15 protein-coding genes are annotated in these 20,811 nt (G+C 48.6%); 6 read left to right on the top strand and 9 right to left on the bottom strand.

All coding sequences use genetic code 11. From position 1 onward, the window contains the following. Positions 1-120: 120 nt before the first annotated feature. Both GILYN3_RS12800 and GILYN3_RS12795 read right to left on the bottom strand, forming a co-directional pair. Positions 121-1,326 (bottom strand): M48 family metalloprotease, encoded by a 1,206-nt coding sequence (locus tag GILYN3_RS12800; RefSeq protein WP_049723352.1) that lies wholly within the window; start codon positions 1,324-1,326, stop codon positions 121-123. A gap of 128 nt (positions 1,327-1,454) precedes the next feature. Further along, positions 1,455-1,652: a hypothetical protein gene (locus tag GILYN3_RS12795; RefSeq protein ID WP_049723351.1), complete on the bottom strand. Its 198-nt coding sequence runs from the start codon at positions 1,650-1,652 to the stop codon at positions 1,455-1,457. A gap of 655 nt (positions 1,653-2,307) precedes the next feature. On the opposite strand from GILYN3_RS12795, the gene GILYN3_RS12790 reads away from it, so the two are divergent. From GILYN3_RS12790 to GILYN3_RS12775, 4 genes are all read left to right on the top strand, one after another. Then, on the top strand, positions 2,308-3,099 hold the full coding sequence (locus GILYN3_RS12790) for a polysaccharide deacetylase family protein (RefSeq protein ID WP_049723350.1): 792 nt from the start codon (positions 2,308-2,310) through the stop codon (positions 3,097-3,099). A gap of 322 nt (positions 3,100-3,421) precedes the next feature. After that, the gene (gene fusA / locus GILYN3_RS12785) at positions 3,422-5,515 is read left to right on the top strand and encodes an elongation factor G (RefSeq protein ID WP_049723349.1); all 2,094 of its coding nucleotides are present in this window, start codon (positions 3,422-3,424) and stop codon (positions 5,513-5,515) included. A gap of 598 nt (positions 5,516-6,113) precedes the next feature. Further along, positions 6,114-7,148 (top strand): GGDEF domain-containing protein, encoded by a 1,035-nt coding sequence (locus GILYN3_RS12780; RefSeq protein ID WP_232305590.1) that lies wholly within the window; start codon positions 6,114-6,116, stop codon positions 7,146-7,148. Positions 7,149-7,152: 4 nt separating this feature from the next. Further along, the gene (locus GILYN3_RS12775; protein WP_049723347.1) at positions 7,153-7,950 is read left to right on the top strand and encodes a substrate-binding periplasmic protein; all 798 of its coding nucleotides are present in this window, start codon (positions 7,153-7,155) and stop codon (positions 7,948-7,950) included. A gap of 49 nt (positions 7,951-7,999) precedes the next feature. Here GILYN3_RS12775 and GILYN3_RS12770 read toward each other — a convergent pair whose 3' ends face one another. The 7 genes from GILYN3_RS12770 to thiI form a co-directional block, all read right to left on the bottom strand. Then, the gene (locus GILYN3_RS12770; RefSeq protein ID WP_049723346.1) at positions 8,000-9,085 is read right to left on the bottom strand and encodes an ABC transporter substrate-binding protein; all 1,086 of its coding nucleotides are present in this window, start codon (positions 9,083-9,085) and stop codon (positions 8,000-8,002) included. A 20-nt stretch (positions 9,086-9,105) separates the two neighbouring features. Further along, positions 9,106-10,380 carry a porin gene (locus GILYN3_RS12765; RefSeq protein ID WP_049723345.1) on the bottom strand — a complete coding sequence of 425 codons (1,275 nt, stop codon included), beginning with the start codon at positions 10,378-10,380 and terminating at the stop codon, positions 9,106-9,108. 24 nt (positions 10,381-10,404) lie between these two features. Then, positions 10,405-12,525: a BCCT family transporter gene (locus tag GILYN3_RS12760; protein WP_049723344.1), complete on the bottom strand. Its 2,121-nt coding sequence runs from the start codon at positions 12,523-12,525 to the stop codon at positions 10,405-10,407. Positions 12,526-12,750: 225 nt separating this feature from the next. Then, the gene (locus GILYN3_RS12755; RefSeq protein WP_232305588.1) at positions 12,751-14,052 is read right to left on the bottom strand and encodes a glycoside hydrolase family 2 TIM barrel-domain containing protein; all 1,302 of its coding nucleotides are present in this window, start codon (positions 14,050-14,052) and stop codon (positions 12,751-12,753) included. A gap of 287 nt (positions 14,053-14,339) precedes the next feature. Next, complete coding sequence (typA, locus tag GILYN3_RS12750; RefSeq protein ID WP_084005430.1) at positions 14,340-16,163, bottom strand: translational GTPase TypA; 1,824 nt, start codon at positions 16,161-16,163, stop codon at positions 14,340-14,342. A 149-nt stretch (positions 16,164-16,312) separates the two neighbouring features. Then, on the bottom strand, positions 16,313-16,774 hold the full coding sequence (locus GILYN3_RS12745) for a hypothetical protein (protein WP_049723343.1): 462 nt from the start codon (positions 16,772-16,774) through the stop codon (positions 16,313-16,315). A gap of 2 nt (positions 16,775-16,776) precedes the next feature. Further along, positions 16,777-18,258, bottom strand: a complete 1,482-nt coding sequence (thiI, locus tag GILYN3_RS12740; protein ID WP_049723342.1) for a tRNA uracil 4-sulfurtransferase ThiI — start codon at positions 18,256-18,258, stop codon at positions 16,777-16,779. 366 nt (positions 18,259-18,624) lie between these two features. Here thiI and glnA point away from each other — a divergent pair, with 366 nt between their 5' ends. Both glnA and GILYN3_RS12730 read left to right on the top strand, forming a co-directional pair. Continuing rightward, complete coding sequence (gene glnA / locus GILYN3_RS12735; protein WP_049723341.1) at positions 18,625-20,028, top strand: glutamate--ammonia ligase; 1,404 nt, start codon at positions 18,625-18,627, stop codon at positions 20,026-20,028. A 126-nt stretch (positions 20,029-20,154) separates the two neighbouring features. Further along, a complete protein-coding gene (locus GILYN3_RS12730) occupies positions 20,155-20,709 on the top strand; it encodes a DUF4124 domain-containing protein (RefSeq protein ID WP_049723340.1) in 555 nt (184 codons plus the stop codon). Positions 20,710-20,811: the final 102 nt, after the last annotated feature.

Raw genomic sequence — 20,811 nt, 5'->3', positions numbered from 1 at the left:
AAGCTTAATTAGGTAGGTATGGATAGAAGATAAAACGTTGGCTCCAGCTTAGCAGGAGCCAACGTTGATGTTATTTGACGCCCCCAACAATGAGGGGGAACGAGCAATTAATACTGCCAATTATCGACAAGCAGCCGGTAAACTCTTAGCTAACAGGTTCTCGCCATAGCAATGCCAGACGATACCTTCGTCAATCACCTCGGGCTCCAGCACGAGATACTGCTCATCACCGGCATAATCCACACCAACCAAAGCACCAATCATTCCCTCATCGTAAAGACTAACAGAGACATTATTAGCATGGTCGACTAAAGCATCTTCGTTATAGCCTAACACCTGCATAGATTGTGGCCATGCCTCATGATTAGCGACATATTGGGTCACTTTCGCTTGCACTTGCTTCGCCGACGTATAAGCACCCGCTATGCGCGCACGCTCGGTATAATCCTGATAAGCCGGTAAAGCAACAGCGGCCAAAATACCGATTACTGCTACGACAACCAATAAAGACCCGGCTCCATTGACTCCGAATCTAGGTATGACACACGCCAAAGCCCAAGCGAATATATTGCGTCTAGGGCATTTTATTTTTTCTCCTCGACTTACAGCTAACGATGTAGCCATACGTTTTGTAAGCCAAGGATAATCACTCGTCAACTCATTAAATGACATCCAAAATCCACGAGTATACGACACCTGCTTGAGATACGAATTAATATTTATAGATTTCCACCTAGTATCTCCGGCCGCTATTGCAGAAATGGCCGCTTTAATATCATCTTCCGACTGGCAGCACGCCACACCATAACGATCACAGGTATATTCTTCGGCCCGCCTCAACGCGGCCCCAAGCAAAGGCAATACAGAGGCTGGCCAAATAAAAGTGCTCCAGCTTAAGTGTCGCCTATGGATATGCCCCAGCTCGTGACCGATATAAAAATCAATAGCCCCAGGTTGACTATCTAACGCATCAACCACATCAGTAAAAAGAACAACAAAGTGCTTACCAAGAAATTTTGTCGCGATAGCATTGAAAAAATCAGTTCTCAGCAGATAAGCCTCAGGGACTTCCTTCAAACCCACCGTAGCGCAGCCACGAACTAATTTTTCATATAAATCAGGGTATTGCTCATCACTTATCTTTACCCCAGTACCTTTTAGGTAGGATATAAACGCCGAATGGGCAAACAAAAAAAACAAATAACCTAAAAGTAAATATATTAAAACCACCCCTATTGTGGCAACAGTAAGAACAAGCCAAAATATTGTCGATATAACAGCCGCTATAATAAAAAGTGGCTTTTCATTTTTATATACTAAATCCATTTAAATCCCCTGATATTAAATATTAATATAACAACTACTTAAAATTTCACCACAGCGAAAGGCACTCGCTTTTATTCCAATCCTGAAAGGACATATTTACAATTTGATTAAGCGAATAACTTATTCGTTTATATTACTTCATCAGACGCAACGTTCGGACCAGAAGATAACTTCCACAATGCCAGCAAACAAATAGCATCTGCCATTGCGCGATAAAGAGCGTACAGAGCGATTGCCAATATTAACGAAGTCAAAAATGATTGAGTATCCATCGACTTTAACGGCTGATTTAGTTCTGGCTTTATAATGGTACTGTCGACAGCCATAGGAAACAGCCAAAAATAATTGCCGCCGCCATTGGCAACACAGACGAACCAACAGCATAAGCCCAAGACATTGCATATCCATTAGAAAAATTTCTATTAGAAACGAAGACTACCGAACCCCAAATGATATATCAGTGTCATTATTATTTCTTTGGCACCTAAAATAGACTTGTTAACAATGTTTTATATAGTAATACGGTGACGGCGTTAAAAATTATAATCAGTTAGTGTGCAGCGTATTATCGCCATATCAACCGACAAGCCCCATAAAAACTTAAACATTTATAAAACGTAAGCGGCACAAATCATCTGTAAAGTTAAAGCGAACAAGATGCAAGGGGGGGGGATTACTGAGCGTACTAGCCTATTGGCCCTAGCACTGTGCACCACCATCCTATCTGGCCATGCAGACTATAAACGGTTTTGCCATTATTGAAAATGGTAGGACATAGCGAAAGTCAAATACAAGCCACCTTACCCGCTAGCATCCTGCTTGATGCCTAACCACGGCCATAACGGTCATAAAAACCACAGCCACTACAGGTACGTTGACGTTAGATCTCCTTTAAAAGATTAACGAATCATGGCTTGGTACTGGGGCCCGAGTCGATTATTCTGCAACTTGATCGACACACTAATAACAAAGGATTCTCTGATGCGCCTATTATGTTTCGGGCTACCAGCCCTATTACTCTTAAGCCTTGCACAATTAAGCGCTGCCGATGACAGCTGGAATGGCAAACACGCCGCTGTGTCGCTCACTTATGACGACTCACTTAATGTTCATTTGGATAAAGCTATTCCAGTACTGGACACGTACAATTTTCAGGCGACGTTTTACCTCACTGTAGGCTATCCACCATTTGGCGACCGCTTAAATGAATGGCGCGCAGTAGCCGCTCGTGGCCACGAGCTGGGCAACCACTCACTGTTTCACCCTTGCGACGCATCAAAGCCTAACCGTGAGTGGGTCAATCCTGAGCGAGATTTATCTACATGGAGCGTGGCACGCATGGTGGATAATTTAAAGGTAGCCAACATTGCTCTTGAAGCGGTCGACGGGAAGACCGAGCGGACCTACGCTTACCCCTGCGGCGATATGACAGCGGGCGGTGAATCTTATGTTGAGGCCATCAAACCGCTATTTGTTGGCGCGCGCGGCGTTAAAAGTAGCGTCATGCAAGTTGGCGATGTAAAACTGTTTGATATTGACTCTTATGTGATTAACGGCAGCAGCACCCAACAGCTTACGGCACTGGTTGATCAGGCGATCGACCAAGGCGGCCTGGTGGTGTTTTTGTTTCACGGTGTGGGTGGTGAACACCCGCTAAATATCGACAACGCCAAGCATACCGCCCTCATTGAGTACCTAGACCAAAAACGCGAACAGCTATGGGTGGCTCCGATGGTAGAAATAGCTAACTACCTCGCGCATAAACACCATTAATTTGATTGCGCCGCTTGCTGTATACGGCAAGCGGCAGGCAACCCTTAGCGCCGGCATACAACCCAAGCTAATAACGCCCTACTGGGTCGATACTGACAGAGAGCCGCTATAAATAATATAAATCGATTCGCCCAAACTTATTGATTTCGCCGTATAATTGCGCCTCAAAACAGCCAAAATGGCTTTTAACACGCAAAAATACCGCAAAAAATTAACTCACCGCAAAAAGCTGGACTTTGTAGGCTAATTAGTATTGGCAATTAACACCTCCATCGCTGTACAATGCCGTCCAAATTTTTGGCCTTGATATACGAGTATCTAAATGACAGAGCTAAGTAACTACAGAAACATTGGTATCTTTGCCCACGTTGACGCGGGCAAAACCACTACCACCGAGCGCATCCTCAAGCTCACCGGCCGTATTCACAAGCTGGGTGAAACGCACGAGGGTGAATCCACCACCGACTTCATGGAACAAGAAGCCGAGCGCGGTATTACCATTCAGTCCGCTGCGGTTAGTTGTTTCTGGAAAGACCACCGCCTGAACGTCATCGACACCCCTGGGCACGTTGACTTCACCGTAGAAGTATATCGTTCGCTTAAAGTTCTCGATGGCGGTATCGGTGTATTCTGTGGCTCTGGTGGTGTTGAGCCGCAATCAGAAACCAACTGGCGCTACGCTAACGAATCTGAAGTTGCTCGTATTATCTTTGTCAACAAGCTGGACCGTATCGGTGCCGACTTCCTGAAAGTAGTTGATCAGGTTAAAGATGTACTGGGCGCTAACGCATTGGTTATGACTTTGCCTATCGGTACCGAAGATACCTTTAGTGGTGTAGTCGACCTACTGAGCCGTAAAGCTTACGTATGGGACGATTCTGGCCTACCAGAGAACTTCAGCGTTGAAGATATTCCAGCCGACATGGTTGACGACGTTGATATGTATCGCGAGCAGCTGATCGAGACCGCCGTTGAAGTCGACGATGACCTGATGATGGCTTACATGGAAGGTGAAGAGCCCTCTATTGAAGACATCAAGCGCTGCATCCGTAAGGGTACCCGCGATCTGACCTTCTTCCCTACTTTCTGCGGCTCTGCCTTTAAAAACAAAGGCATGCAGTTGGTATTGGACGCGGTTGTTGATTACTTACCGGCACCGACCGAAGTTGATCCACAAGATTTGACCGATGAAGAAGGCACTCCAACTGGCGAGAAAGCCATCGTATCGGCCGACGAGCCTTTGAAAGCATTGGCTTTTAAAATCATGGACGACCGTTTTGGCGCCCTGACCTTTGTGCGTATTTACTCTGGTAAATTGAACAAAGGTGACACGATTCTTAACTCGTTTACCGGTAAAACCGAACGTGTTGGCCGCATGGTAGAAATGCATGCCGATGAGCGTAACGAGCTAAGCAGCGCACAAGCCGGTGACATTATCGCCATCGTTGGTATGAAGAACGTGCAAACCGGTCACACCCTGTGTGATCCTAAGCACCCTTGTACCCTAGAAGCCATGGTGTTCCCAGATCCAGTTATCTCGATCGCCGTTGCCCCTAAAGACAAAGGCTCTACCGAGAAAATGGGTGTTGCCATTGGTAAAATGGTTGCTGAAGATCCATCGTTCCGCGTAGAGACCGACGAAGATTCCGGTGAGACCATCCTGAAAGGTATGGGTGAGCTGCACTTGGATATTAAAGTCGACATCCTGAAGCGTACCTACGGTGTTGAACTGGTTGTGGGTCAGCCTCAGGTGGCTTACCGCGAAACAATCACCAAGCAAATCGAAGATTCTTACACCCACAAGAAGCAATCTGGTGGTTCTGGTCAGTTTGGTAAAATCGACTACCGTATCAAGCCAGGCGAAGCAAACACTGGCTTCACCTTCACTTCATCGGTTGTGGGCGGTAACGTACCTAAAGAATTCTTCCCAGCGATCGAGAAAGGCTTTAAGAGCATGATGGAAAAAGGCCCGCTGGCTGGATTCCCGGTGCTGGACGTTGAAGTTGAGCTGTATGACGGTGGCTTCCACGCCGTTGACTCCTCGGCCATCGCGTTTGAAATCGCCGCCAAAGGCGCTTTCCGCCAGTCTATGCCTAAGGCCGGCCCACAGTTGTTGGAGCCGATCATGAAGGTAGACGTATTCACCCCAGAAGATCACGTAGGTGATGTTATCGGTGACTTGAACCGTCGTCGCGGCATGATCGCGGGTCAAGATCCAGGTGCTACCGGTATCCGCATCAAAGCAGACGTTCCACTGTCTGAAATGTTCGGTTACATCGGTCACTTGCGCACCATGACTTCTGGTCGCGGCCAGTTCTCTATGGAGTTTGCACACTACGCTGCTTGTCCTGCTAACGTCACCGAAGACGTTATTGCCAAGGTTAAAGCACGCGAAGCTGCCGAGAAAAAAGGCTAAATAGCCGAGCAATACAAAAAGCCCCCGCAGCCTTTGGTTGCGGGGGCTTTTTTGTGGCCATCACCGTACCGCAGCAATACCCTCAGCGACAAAACACAGCACGCCCCTCGCTCAAATCTAAAAACACCAACCTTATCAACCGCTAGATCACGCTATCAGCTGCCAGAACCCCGCAACAGTTACAACATTCCTCTTGATCTCGCTGTCACGGAGCTACAGAGGCCCCTGCATCGATTATGACAACGCATCACATCAGGCTGACGGTAGAGAGTTTTGGCGTCTATTCCATTAAATGCGAGAGTCCTCTAAGATTAGAGACCATAGAAAGCTTATCGAGATAGGGCCACACTTAATGCTTGCACGTTTTCTTCGCCCTCAAAGCTTATCCCAAAAAATGATGCGGGTTATCTTTTCCATTTACTTGGGGGTAACTTGCTTAATCACTGGCACGCAATTTCTAACCGAGTATTTAAAGACTCAGGACTCAATCTTAAACGAGCTAGAGCAGCTGGAAGAGACCGTACGCGGCCCTCTGGCCACCAGCTTATGGCAGTACAACCAGAATCAGCTAGACGCGCTCATCACCGGGTTACTCAAAATGCCCATTATTGTCGGGGTTGATGTTTTAGATAAACATGCCAAAAACATGATTTCTAGAAGGTCCTATGCCTCAACTTCTCCTCCGTTATCGCTGTTCGATACAAAAACAGAATTGTATTGGACGCTTAACGATAAAAGAATTTTTCTTGGCTCACTGACTCTTTACTCATCATCAGAAGTCGTATTAGATCGGGTGCTATTTGGATTTTCTTTGATTGCGATCACCGCAATAATAAAGCTATCCATTTTATTTTGGCTCTTTATTTGGGCATTTGATCGTTATTTAGCACGCCCAATGAAGGAGTTAATGCGACAGGTCAATGAGGTGCAGCTAAGCCAAGATGCAAACAAACGAATTAACCTGTCAAATGCCGAGAACAATGAAATAAGCCAACTGCAAGAGCATATGAACAATATGCTTAGCGCCATGCAAAATGATCGCGAACGGTTACTAGAAGACGAACAAGCCAAACGAAGCTGGCTAGAAAATGCCGTTGAAAAACGCACCGAGGCATTACAAACACTCAACCAGCAACTTAAAGAGCTGGCAACAAAAGACTCTCTAACAGGGACATTAAATAGGGGTAGCTTCTTTGAAATGTCTCAGCACTTGTTGCTGTTATCGCAACGCCAAAAATCTTCCGCCAGCTTTATCTTAATGGATCTAGATCACTTTAAAATGATCAACGATACGCACGGTCACTTTGCGGGCGACAATGTTCTTATCCATTTTACAGAAACGATTAAAGATCTACTCAGAAAATCCGATCTTATCGGCAGAGTGGGCGGAGAAGAATTTGCAATATTTCTACCCGATACAGAAATCGATGCGGCCTTTCAGCTGGCCAATAAAATAAGAGAGGTCGTTGACAGCACAACGTTAAAAATTGACGATAAAGAAATCAGCTACACCGTAAGCCTTGGTGTTGAAGTATCCAAGCCAAACGACCAATCAGTAACCGAGTTATTTAAGCGTGCCGACTTGAAGCTGTACGGTGCCAAAGACAAGGGTCGAAACCGTGCCGAAAGATAACATCATGTATCGTCTACTCATTCTTATAACTGTCCTTGGCGGAATCAGCATAAGCTGCTTAAGTTACGCTAACACCGTAAAAGTATGCTACGACCAATGGCCTCCAATGACCATATTTCCAGCAGATGAGTCGGCTGAACGCGGCTTTGTCATCGACATGTTAGAGCAAATATACACCGCACAAGGCTATACCTTAGAATACTATGAAGTCCCCTTAGCGAGAGGCTTAGACATGGTTGCAGAGGGCCTTTGCGACATGCTGCCAGAATATTTATTGTCCCAAAGTGCAGAGCAAACCTTTGTCTACGCCAGTGAAAAAACGTTTGAATACGCCTCGGCTTTTGTCATCAGGCGCAACGACTCGTGGCGTTACAGCGGAGTACAATCGTTAAATCATAAACGCATAGCAACTGGGCCTGGCTGGGACTATAGCTCGATGAGCGTAAACTACCAGAATCACTTGGACGATCCAAAAAACTCACACCTTATTGAGATTATCGCAGGCTACGACGATGTCGTGGATCGTATATTGCAGATGATCATCGACCATAGAGTCGATGTATATGCCGACAGTGAACTGGTGCTGCAACACGTTTTAAACCGACTTAATCTGAACGAGAAATTGCAAATCGTGCGTCCCGGGCTAGAGCACAAGCTGGTAGAAATACCGATATTTTCAAAAAAAATACCCAGTAAAAAAAGACAACAACTTATAAAAATATGGAATGAAGGACGACAGTTAATCAAAGGCCAACAAGAGAACGATTTGCTGCAAAAATACAACGTTACGTTATCAGAATAATTAGTATAAAGCCTGATCACGGATTTTTTAGGTATTTAAAAATATCCCCCTAACGCGGTAGCGCTTTAGGCACCATTACCGGACGGCTAAGCCACTGCTCAAAACGCGGGGCAATGCGAGCAAGATTTTCTGACCACCAGCTGGCGTTCAATTCAATTGCCGTAGCTAGGTGCTCTTTCGCCGTGGGCAACCGCTGACGCAGCTCGGGTGTAAGCAGCGCCAGCGCCGATTGCCGCACCGGCCCATAAGGGATGTAACGCGCTTGTTCAGCTAAACTTTCGGTGCTGCTGGCAAAGCGTAAAAACTCTTTTGCCCGCTCGGTATTGCGGCCATTTTTAGGGATGGCCCACACATCAAAGAACCACACTTGATGATCCCAAATAATATCCAACGGCTCACCGCGCTGTAGCGCATCGTCTACCCGGCCACTGTACACCGATGACATCTCCACACGCTTGGTCTCTAACAAGCGAATAGCCTCTTCACCAGTTTGCCACCATTCAATGTTAGGCTTAATGCGATCCAACACAGCAAAGGCTCGATCAAGCCCAGCATCGCTAGAAAGCACCTCGTATACACGCTCTGGCGCGACACCATCGGCAACTAACGCCCATTCCAAGTTCACTTTAGGTGAACGGCGCAAACCGCGCTTGCCGGGATATTTTTTTAGATTAAAGAAATCGTCAAGAGAGCTGGGCGGTGTTTTGAATTGTGTTCTATCAAAACTCACTACCGTCGAGCCTACAACATTGCCAATACCACACGGCATCAAACTGCCGGCAATAAAATCATCTTGCGCACTAGTGCCATCGGGAGCCGGCGATAGTATTTTAGGGTCAATGGGCTCAAGTAAACCTTCATCACAGGCGCGAATCGCATCAAAAAGCTCTAAATCGACAATATCCCACTGAACATTCCAAGCTCGTACCTGCTTGCGAATACTATCTATACCGCCACTGTATTGAATAACATTAACGCGCACACCAGAATCCGCCTCATAGGGACGAATAAATCCTAGGATTTGGCTTTTAACGTAAGCGCCATCCCACGACACCACATTCAATGTTTGCTGCGCCTGAGCGGGTAATACCGTTGCGCATACAACCAACCCTATAAACGCTAATCTGTACCACATAGCCTTACACCCACATCCTATTACCAGTAAAAGCCAATATTGACATTAAAACGCCCGTGCCATTTTTGTTCGCCGCCGTCGGCCATAGAGCCCGCACCAAAATAAGGCATGTTATTCGCCAGAATATAATCGATATACGTAAACAGCGGACCGCTGCCAATCGCGCAACCGGTGGTATTAATCATCGAGTCAGATGAATTGGCAGCGTTTTTAAAAAGATGGGAGTAATCGTTGTAACAAGTAATGCTATCAATGTTTTGCCACGGAGAGGAGATATTGTAAGCAACGTTAGCGACGACAAAATCAGCCTCGCTGGCAATATCGTAAACACCCGAGAAAGCACCCACTGTCAGTCGTGAGTCATCCACCCCTACCGGATTTGCCGGATCGTATTGATAGCTGGCCGCCTGAGCTTGAAAATTCCAGCGGCCACAGCGACTGTCGATATGACCAGCGGCAGCCCAGCGATCACCTCGGCGATCGGTTACGGCGTTGTACAGCTCACCGGCAGCTATCGAGCCTCCCACCTCTGTCTCGCAAGCACTACCCAAACCAAATGTATAAGCCACGCGTGCGTTAAGCTGATTGATCTCTTCGTTGTGCTGCTCGGCCGTGCGAATCACATCGTAAGAATAGCGATCAGTATTACTGGCGTCGTTTAGTTCTTCGTTTTTATAAAATGCTAATTGCGTGCTCCAAGGGCCATCGCTGCGCTGGTACTTCATGCCCATATCGTAGTCGTCACCTAGCCCCACATAATAAGGCACACCAAACCATGAGTTGTGAGCGGCATAGGGCAGCAAGCCAAAGGGGACCTGATGCACACCAAATTTCAGCTGACTTGCATCGGCAAACTGATAGCCAATCCAGCCGTGGTGCAGAGTATTCATATATGAGTAAAAACGATACTCGGCCGACACCAAAATATTATTGAGTTCACCATCAACATTAAGCCGAAATACATCTAGCCCGCTTTCACCGCGTTTGCCGTCAGAGGCATCGACATAATCGCGATGTATTAAGTTAAAGCGTAGCGCGCCACCAACATCCACGCCCGAAGTGTCGGGCTCATCGTTAATGGCGGCGCTACGCTCCGTACCCGATACCGCCACGTCCAACTTTTGCACGGTCACCGGCGAGCGAGTCTCGATCTCTTGCAACCGCGTCTTAAGAGCCTGGATCTCTTGCTTAAGCAACTCGATCTCGGTGGCTGTATCGGCTTCGCTCGCCCCCGCCAGTGCGGGAACAAGTGTCACCCCAAGCACCGCCCAACGGGATTTATTGATTAACCTCATGGCCACAACTCCTTGTCAGTCGGTTTACTCGTCGGGCTTACCTGGCGACTGTTTATCATCGCCTGCGGAGGGTTCAGCTCCTAGCTCTTGCTCCTGCGGTTCCGGCGGCGAAGTTAACATATCGTCGTGCTCTTCCATACGCCAAGGTAAAATCGCCGGCGAGACATGTAAGAAGTGTAGGTGTTTTTCAAACTGGTCGAGAATATCGGTAATAATATCCTGCTGATCAAAACCAAAAATATCATACGACTGTCCGCCACGGCGCAAGAACACCTCGGCACGGTAGTAAAACTTTTGCGCATCGTCTGGGCGCGGTATTTGAGGAGAGGCATAGTCCGGCAACTCGTGCTCCAGCAAGCGTATTTCATAAATAAAATCTACCTGCTCATCCTTTACCACCTCGAGGTAAATACGTTGATACTCCTCATCGGTATGCACCTCAGCCGCCCAGCCCTCTTTTACCAACTCGCGCTCAACCCGGTGCATGGCTTTACTAACCGTGGTTGCCAAGAACTCCAGCACCTGTTCCCGTTCGGGGAAAGACACCAAGCTATGAAGACGCTGTCGCCATAACCCATTGCCGCGAGTACCGGATAGCCGTTGCTGTACATCCGTTGTTAAACTGCGCTGGTGGTGGCCCTCAATGGTTAACGCGCGCCACATGCCCAGCGCGGCAACAATCATAATAATCGAGAACGGCAAAGCGCTGACGATAGTCATCGTCTGCAAGGCGCTCAACCCGCCGGCTAACAATAGACAAGAAGCCACAACGCCCTCAGTAGAAGCCCAAAATACACGCTGCCACACGGGCGTATGCAAAGCGCCGCCAGAGGCCAGTGAATCGATCACCAAGGAGCCCGAATCGGATGACGTTACAAAAAAAGTAATAATCAGAATTACCGTAACAAACGATACTATTGAGGTCAGCGGCAGCACCTCGTACAACTTAAACAGGGCAATGGCTTTGTTATTTTGCACGTCGCCAATCAAGCTCGTATAGCCATGCTCCATAATTTGGTTAAGCGCGGTATCACCAAAAATTGAGAACCACATAAAGGTGAATATCGAAGGCACTAGCATCACCCCCACCACAAACTGGCGTATCGTGCGGCCGCGACTGATTTTGGCAATAAACAACCCGACAAACGGCGCCCAAGCGATAGTCCAACCAAAAATAAACAAGGTCCAGTTACCAATCCAATCACTGTGCGAATACGCTTGTAAATTAAAGGTGCGCTCGACAATATTGTTAAGGTAACTACCGGTGTTTTGTAAGAAGGTTTCTAAAATATGAATGGTGGGGCCAACGATAAAAACAAACAGCATCAGCGTTACAGCCAGCAACATATTTAAAATCGACAGACGCTTAACGCCCTTGTCCATACCCGCAACCACAGAAAATATGGCCAGCCCGGTAATCACTGCAATACAGGTGATTTGCACCGTGACATTGACCGGCACACTGGGCCATAAATAATGTAAGCCCGCGTTTATCTGGGCCACCGATAACCCGAGAGTTGTGGCAATACCAAACATGGTACCCAAGATGGCAAACACATCGACTGCATGGCCGATAGGGCCGTATATACGATCACCAATTAAAGGGTATAGCGCCGAACGCATCGACAGTGGCAAACCGTGGCGAAAGGCAAAGTACGCCAATACCAGTCCCACCAAGCCGTAAATTGCCCAAATATGAAAACCCCAGTGAAAAAACGCAATTTGCATCGCCTGCTTGGCCGCATCAACTGTCTCAGGTGAGCCCTGCGGCGGCGATGAAAAATGCAGGACCGGCTCGGCCACACCAAAAAATAACAGCGCAATGCCATAACCGGCCGAGAACAGCATGGCAAACCATTCTGGAAAGCTGTATTGCGGATCCGCATGGTCGGGGCCAAGCTTGATATTACCCCAGCGGGTCATCGCCAAACCGACGATAAACACCAAGAAGAAAGCCACCGACAACATATAAAACCAACCAAAGCTATCGGTGATATACGTCAAGGTCGAGCTAAACACCTTGCCGGCTAAATCTGGATTACTGATGGCACCTACCACAAGTAAAACCATTACCACTACGGCGGGAATAAAGACAGGAATCAGCACCGTTGAGCCGGCACCATGCTTAGCGTTCTTTTCAATCATAGATCCATCCAGAGTATCTGCACATCGACTACTAGCCTAGCAGGCTGAAGCGGAGTATGCATCCTCATGGCTGAAGTCCAATGGCGGGCTACTAACGTTTTAACCAAACGCGGGGCTAATCGCCTGCCGGCGCCACAGCAGCCATGCTGCTCTGGCCCGTCCAGACATCTGTTACATATCGTTGATGGCAAAATTTACCAAACTGCAGCAATTTATATTTTGCTACTAAGGCTTTACATAGAATGGAAAATTCGCGTTGCCCACTTTGCCTTTGCCATCATAGCTATACGAGTAAATACGGTAATCGCCCTCTTGCAGCGGGGCGCTAAAGCTTAATTCACCGGCTTGCTGCTTGATAACGGTAATAGGTACTGCCTCGGGCCTTTTCTCAAAAGCACCGCCCTCGCTTCGCACCGCCACCTCTTTTAATAGCTCCCATTCGTAACGCAATGAATCTTCATCACTAACGACGACTTTAACCGTTAGTGGTTGGCCCGGAGTGGCATAAACATTATCGTGCGGAAGCTTGTCGTTAAGCGTAATCTCTTGTGCTCGTGGAGCACGATTACTGGGGTATTCTCCCGTCCAATAACGGGTTAGCTCATCGACACGCGCATTGGGTTTACCGTCAGCGTTGATCATGCCGTACCAAGTGGGTGTACGCTCTTGCTTTTGCCCCCACAAAAAAGCGAAAGAGCCAATGACCTTACCGGTAGGATTATCATCAAAAGCCAAATGTAGACGCTCAGAGAACGTCTCGGCTTTAATCCCACTCGGCTCTTCGATCTCGCGCTCCCACTCGGTAACAGGCCGCTCCCAGTGGCCAATAGCGCCGTACTCTGTGACCATAAAGGGCTTATCTATATTAAGCTCTTCAATAATCTGCGGTAGATTTGCCACATCACCGTACAATTGCAACGAGATAAAATCGACATTAGGTGTGTATTGCATGGCGGTTTTAATATGATCCGCAGGCGCCCCAGCAAAGGCGTAGGTCACTGGATGATTGGGATCTTCTTGATGAATATAATCAATCATCTTACCAATGGCTTGGTACACCTTTGGGTTAACATCTTTTAAGGAGCCATCATCGTTAAATAATAGATTGGGCTCATTGGCGACAACCCAGACCAATAAGTTAGGATGATCTTTATACTTTTGGACGGTTTGCTTTAAGCGCTCAAACTGAGCCTGAACAGCGCTCTCGTCATTGTAATCAAAGCCGTGCAGCTCTTTATCGGTATCAAATCCCAGCGCCACCATGACACCGTTAGCGGCGGCATTGTGCAATACCGCATCGGCGTTGTGCGCACTCCAAGTACGAATACTGTTGCCACCCACGGCTCTTAACAGGCTTAAACTGCCCTGTGCGTTACCGCCCAAGCCAACACCTTTTACCTCATAGGGGGCATCGTTCACCAGTAACTGATAGGCACCATCTTGCTTGACGATCTGTACTTGCTTAGGTGTACCGTCACTGGGCGCAGCCGCATAAGCGCTACAGAAAGTTGCCAGTAACAGGGGCATGCTCAAACAGAAGTTTTTATACATAAACTGGTCTCATGGTTTTTTTCTTATCAGACCAAACTCTAGCACTGGTTGCGGCCCACTAAGGCTCTATCACTAAAAGTGGGACGCAGATTCAACCTCCTCTGCTCTATACGCCCTATAAATCAGCAACCAACTGACAACAAAAAGCCCCGCACTAAGGCGGGGCTTTTTGTTGTCACGTGCAGTGCCAAGCTATACTTGCCAATCTATGCCTGACAGTCAAACTCAAGCATGGCAACTGACACGGCCATTATGCAACAGACTTACTTTTTGTTGCGTTTGCGCTCGTTCTCGGTCAGCTGCTTTTTACGCAGACGAATCGATATTGGTGTTACTTCTACCAGCTCATCGTCTTCGATAAACTCTAACGCTTGCTCAAGGGTGTGCTTAACCGGTGGTGATAAAGTCAGCGCTTCATCGGTGCCCGAGGCGCGAACGTTGGTTAGCTGCTTGGCTTTAGTGGGGTTAACCACTAAATCGTTGCTCCGCGAGTGAAGACCGACAATCTGACCTTCGTAAACCTCAATGCCGTGACCTAAGAACAAACGACCACGATCTTGCAGCGGATACAAACCATAAGCCAAAGTTTTACCTTTAACCATAGATATCAGCACGCCATTTTGACGCTTCGCCACCTGCCCCTCTTTAATTGGGCCGTAGTGATCAAAAATACTGGTCATAATGCCTGAGCCAGAAGTCATGGTTAAAAACTGACCGCGAAAACCGATCAAACCACGCGATGGAACCAAAAACTCCAACTTAACACGGCCTTTGCCGTCGGGCTCCATATTGGTCATTTCGGCCTTGCGCAAACCCAGTTCTTCCATGATCGAGCCTTGGTGCTGCTCTTCAACATCAATAACCACTTGCTCAAACGGCTCTTGAATCTCGCCGTCGATTTCTTTTTGGATCACCTCTGGACGCGACACGCCCATCTCAAAGCCTTCGCGGCGCATGCTTTCGATCAGTACCGACAAATGCAGCTCGCCACGGCCCGAGACAATAAACTTATCGGGCGTCTCGCCTTGTACAACGCGCAACGCAACGTTGTGGATTAACTCTTGGTCTAAGCGATCTTTAATATTACGCGAGGTAACAAACTTACCCTCTTTACCCGCAAACGGTGAATCGTTTACTTGGAACGTCATGCTCACGGTTGGCTCATCAACCGACAGCGGCGGCATCGCCTCTACCGCATCAGGGCTACACAGAGTGTCTGAAATATCCAAGCCATCAATACCGGTAATACAAACGATGTCACCAGCGGTGGCGTTGTCGGTATCAACCCGATCCAAGCCGTGATAGCCCATCACTTTTAATATTTTAGCTTTTTTAGTGCCGCCGCCGGGCTTAGCCACAATCACTTGTTGGTTAGGCGAAAGGCTACCGCGCGAGATACGGCCAATCCCGATAACACCGGTATAGCTGTTGTAATCTAGCGCTGAAATTTGCATTTGAAACTCGCCGTCGATATCAACGTCGGGCGATTTTACGTGCTGGGTGATCATCTCAAACAGCGGCGTCATGTCGTCGGCCAGCTCGTCTGGCTCTGGACCAGCCACGCCGTTTAAGGCCGAAGCGTAGATGATCGGAAAATCGAGCTGCTCATCGGTTGCACCTAGACGATCAAACAAATCGAATACTTGGTCTACCACCCAGTCTGGACGAGCGCCAGGACGGTCGACTTTATTGATAACCACAATCGGGCTCAAACCTTGCTCAAACGCCTTGCTGGTTACAAAACGTGTTTGCGGCATAGGGCCGTCAACCGCATCGACCAGCAGCAACACTGAATCGACCATCGACAAAACCCGCTCTACTTCGCCACCAAAGTCGGCGTGCCCGGGGGTGTCTACGATGTTAATACGATAGTCGTTCCAGCGGATGGCGGTATTTTTAGCCAAAATGGTAATGCCGCGCTCACGCTCCTGGTCACTGGAATCCATGATGCGTTCGGAGCCTTCATCGCGTCGATCGAGTGTGCCCGACTGCGACAACAATTTGTCTACCAAGGTAGTTTTACCGTGGTCAACGTGGGCGATAATAGCGATGTTACGCAAATTTGCGATTTTAGATTGGCTGGTCACTGTATTGTCTCGGGTGCGGGGAAATGGCAGCGTCCCTTAACAAGGGGAATAGCGCTGAAAAGGCGCGCATTATACCTATCATGGGCGCCCGCAGGAATAAAAAAGATCAGAAATCAGACAAACAGTGGCTATTTGTCGTCATATTGATGCTATAAACCTAAAGAATTGGTGCCGTCACCATCCAAATCATGCATATCTTCACTGTCGCCAGCATATTGAAACCGTTCAATCTTGCCATTACTCGCGTGCACAAAGCAGCTAAAGAACAGCTCACGCACCGGCCCTTGGCGAGTGTCATCGGGGTAAATATCGGCCTCTAAGAAAATCTCGTAGCGCTCGCCATCGACCGACAAACGACTACTGAAGTTGTCGACATGCATAACACTAATGCGATTTTTAAAACTTTGCTGAAGCTTTTGTTCACAATTTAACTGAGCATCTGTCATGGTCGCGTGATGATAGCGGGCCTCCTCAGCGCCCCCCACTCGGCCGGCAAAGTCACCGAGCGGCACATCCAGCACATGCAGTGTCGACATTATCGACAAGGTCACGATTGCCAACGCCACAATCATCAGTATCAGCAACTGCCGTAGCGGGGTTTTTCTGGGCATAATTAAGGCTGCCCGTGCGGCCGATAGACGCCAATATGAGTATGCCCATCATCCACCAAATGCGACGCGTGCAGCTGACTCATAATGCCTTTATCGCAATAAAGATAATATTGTCGTCCCGGCTCCAGCTGAGCCAAGGCTTTATTTAACGTGTAAAATGGAATGTTTAATACCTCGGTACCCGCAATCAACAGCGGCTTAAGCTCTTGCTCATCGGGGTGACGAATATCCACCACCACAGCATCGGCTGGCAGCACTGCTACCACCTCAGCACTGGCACTCGGCTCGATAGTCTCGGCCAGTTGACGCACATCTACGGTGACTTGCTCAGCAATGGCTCGCTCTAGTACCGCAAAATCAAATTTAGCCTCTACATGCTCAACCTTATCGAGCCGTGCACGAGTGGTAGGCTTAACCGAAATCACTCCGCAATACTCGGGCATGCTAGCCGCAAAGGTTTCGGTGCCAATAAGCCGCGATATATCGATAATTTCACCTTTATCCATGGTGATCAGCGGCCGCAATACTAACGTGTCAGTCACTTGGTCGATCACACTTAAGTTAGGCAGGGTTTGGCTGGATACCTGCGCCACGCTTTCGCCCGTCACCAACGCCGGCAGCTTGGCCGACTCGGCCACCGCACTGGCGGCGCGTAACATCATGCGCTTAAGCACCACCCCCATATAAGAGTTATCAACATGCTGTAGTATCTCGGACACCACCCCCTCAAATGGCACGGTAACAAACTTAACCGGGTGCGATGCACCGTATTTTTGCCAAAGGTAGTAAGCAACCTCTTTAACGCCTATTTCATGTTGACGACCACCCAAGTTAAAAAAGCAAAAGTGGGTGCGAATGCCGCGCTTCATGGTCAAATAGGTTGATACGGTAGAGTCAAAGCCGCCCGATATCAGCGACAACACCGACTCTTGTGAGCCCAACGGATAACCGCCCAGCCCGCGGCACTGACGTGCAACAATAAATAGCCGCTCTTGCTTAACTTCTATACGCACAGTGACATCGGGCTTTTTAAGTGCGACGCCGGCGTTCTCGGTATGTTGTGCCAAGCCGCCGCCGACATAGCGCTCTATCTCTGTCGAGCTAAAGTCATGGTTGCCACTGCGCTTTACGCGGACACAAAAAGTGCGCCCCGCCAGCGAATCGACCCAATTCTCTAGCGTTTTTTCATAAATATCGTGTAGATCGCCAAGCGCATACTCGACGACATGGAGGTAATTACCAATCCCTGGAGTTCGCCCTAACACCTCGGCCACCTGTGCTTCACGCTGCAAGCGGGCCGCCTCATCCAAGCCGGAATCATCGGCGGTAACTTCAATCTTCTCCCAGTCTCGCTGGACCTTAATATCCCGATCAATTCCTGCGAGCAGTGTGCGTAGATTATCGCGCAATTGACGTATAAAGCGTTTGCGAACCGGTGGGCTCTTAATAATTATTTCTGGGAAAACCTTGACGATGAAATGCATGGAAGCCTACTGTAGCACGCGGTAAAGGCGCCACAGTATAATGCATGACACAGAGCGAAACAAAGCGCCGATAAATTCACTCGCCTCATTTTAGTGCAAGCTTGCGGGCGCAGCGCACCAAAATAGGGCCTTTGGCGCAAATTATCCACCAAACAACCGCTCTTTGGCCCCATCACGACCGAGCAACGCAGGCGCACGGCGCGCTGGCATAGCTTTTGCTTTTGAAAAAGCCAATTGTGCACCTCAGTGGTCACCTAAAACGATACTGATGCACGCGCCAAGAGTGTAAACTCTGCGTCTTAACTTAAAACGCTTCAATTATTAACGACCGTAGCCCCGCGGGCTATTACCAACAGGAGACACTCGATGTCTAGAACACTGGATTTAATCAAAGAACATGAAGCTCGCTGGGTAGATATGCGCTTTACCGACACCATCGGTAAAGAGCAGCACGTTACCATTCCCGCCGCCACGATTGATGACGACTTCTTCGAAGAAGGCAAAATGTTCGATGGCTCCTCCATCAACGGCTGGAAAGGCATTAACGAGTCGGACATGATCCTGATGCCAGACGACGAAACCTCTATCGTCGATCCGTTCTCTGAAGACAGCACCATTATTATCCGCTGTAACATCGTTGAGCCTACCACCATGCAAGGCTACGATCGCGACCCACGCTCTATCGGCCTGCGCGCTGAAGAGTACCTGAAGTCTACCGGCTTGGGCGATACCGCACTGTTCGGCCCCGAGCCTGAGTTCTTTGTATTCGATAGCGTACATTGGGCCTCTGAAATGGGCGGCTCTTTCTACAAAATCAAATCTGAAGAAGGCGCTTGGTCTTCTGGCGACGACTTTGCAGACGGCAACGCCGGCCACCGCCCAACCGTTAAAGGCGGTTACTTCCCCGTACCCCCCGTTGACTCACTGAACGACTTGCGTGGCGCTATGTGTAACGCCATGGAAGCCATGGGCCTGGAAATTGAAGTACACCACCACGAAGTAGCCACTGCTGGTCAGTGTGAAATCGGTGTTGGTGCCAACACTTTGGTGAAAAAAGCTGACGAAGTACAGATTTTGAAGTACTGCGTACATAATGTTGCTCACGCTTACGGCAAAACCGCTACCTTTATGCCTAAGCCACTGATTGGCGACAACGGTTCTGGCATGCACGTTCACCAGTCCTTCTCTAAAGACGGTGTTAACCAGTTTGCCGGCGACGATTACGCGGGCCTGTCTGAAATGGCGCTGTTCTACATCGGCGGTATTATCAAGCACGCACGTTCATTGAACGCTTTCTGTAATGCCTCAACCAACTCGTACAAGCGTTTGGTTCCCGGCTTTGAAGCACCTGTTATGCTGGCTTACTCTGCGCGCAACCGCTCTGCGTCTATTCGCATTCCGTTTGTTACCAGCCCTAAAGCTAAGCGCGTAGAGACTCGCTTCCCTGATCCAACTGCCAACCCATACCTGTGCTTTGCAGCACTGATGATGGCCGGCCTTGATGGTATCCAAAACAAGATTCACCCAGGTGAAGCCGCCTCTAAAGACTTGTACGATCTGCCTCCTGAAGAAGAAGCCCAGATCCCAACTGTTTGCTCAAGCCTTGAGCAAGCGTTGAACTCTTTGGAAGCTGATAACGAGTACCTACAAGCCGGCGGTGTATTCTCTAAAGACTTTATCGATTCTTACATCGAGCTTAAGAAAGCCGACATCCAACGTCTGCAAATGACTCCGCACCCTGTAGAATTCGAAATGTACTACAGCTTGTAAGTCACCCGAGCCGGCACGCTTGCGTGCCAATGCTCACAAAAGGCCCGATCAGCAATGATCGGGCCTTTTTCTTTGCCGCCCAACAAGCTATCTTATAAGTTGAACTGGCAATAGCAGGATCATGCAATGAAGCCGCAAGCTCGATTAAAAACCGTTTTCTCGCTCTTAACCATACTGCTTATGGCGACCGCCAACGCGCAAACCAACGTCTACAAATCCGTCGACAAGTACGGTAACGTCACCTATACCGATGACCCTGGCACTGCACACAAAAGCGGTAAGACCGAGAAACTTAATGTCCGCCCCACCAATGTAATGCCCGCCACTAAAGCCATAGAGCCGGCGCAACCTATGCCCGAGACCGAAGCGGCCAAAAGCGACCAACCAAAGTACGCTATTCGCATTGTTAGCCCCGTCCACGAATACACCGTTAACCCCGGCCAACGAGACTTAGTCGTTGCCGTAAGCTTGCAGGCACCGCTTAAAAATGGGGCAAAGATTGCTTTTTACATGGATGGCAAACTGCTAGGCAAAGGCACCGTTAATAACTACTCCATCCGCGAGATTCTTCGCGGCGAGCACACTATTTACGCCCAAGTAGAAGACCCTGCCGGCAAAGCTCTGTCTAAAAGCGCCAGCGTAACTGTATATGTGCATCGCGTATCAACAATCGGCAACTAAACTCCCCCGATTCCCCTCCCCGATTAAGAGCACATATTTCGCACCTTAATAACGCAAGTGCACCACTTTTGTGCAACAATACTAGTGTTCGACATCAAACCC

Origin of the sequence: Gilvimarinus polysaccharolyticus (genome assembly GCF_001187555.1) — a bacterium.
Lineage (GTDB): Bacteria > Pseudomonadota > Gammaproteobacteria > Pseudomonadales > Cellvibrionaceae > Gilvimarinus > Gilvimarinus polysaccharolyticus.
Note: the sequence above shows the minus strand (reverse complement) of the source record. Positions and strands in the feature narration are given on the sequence as shown.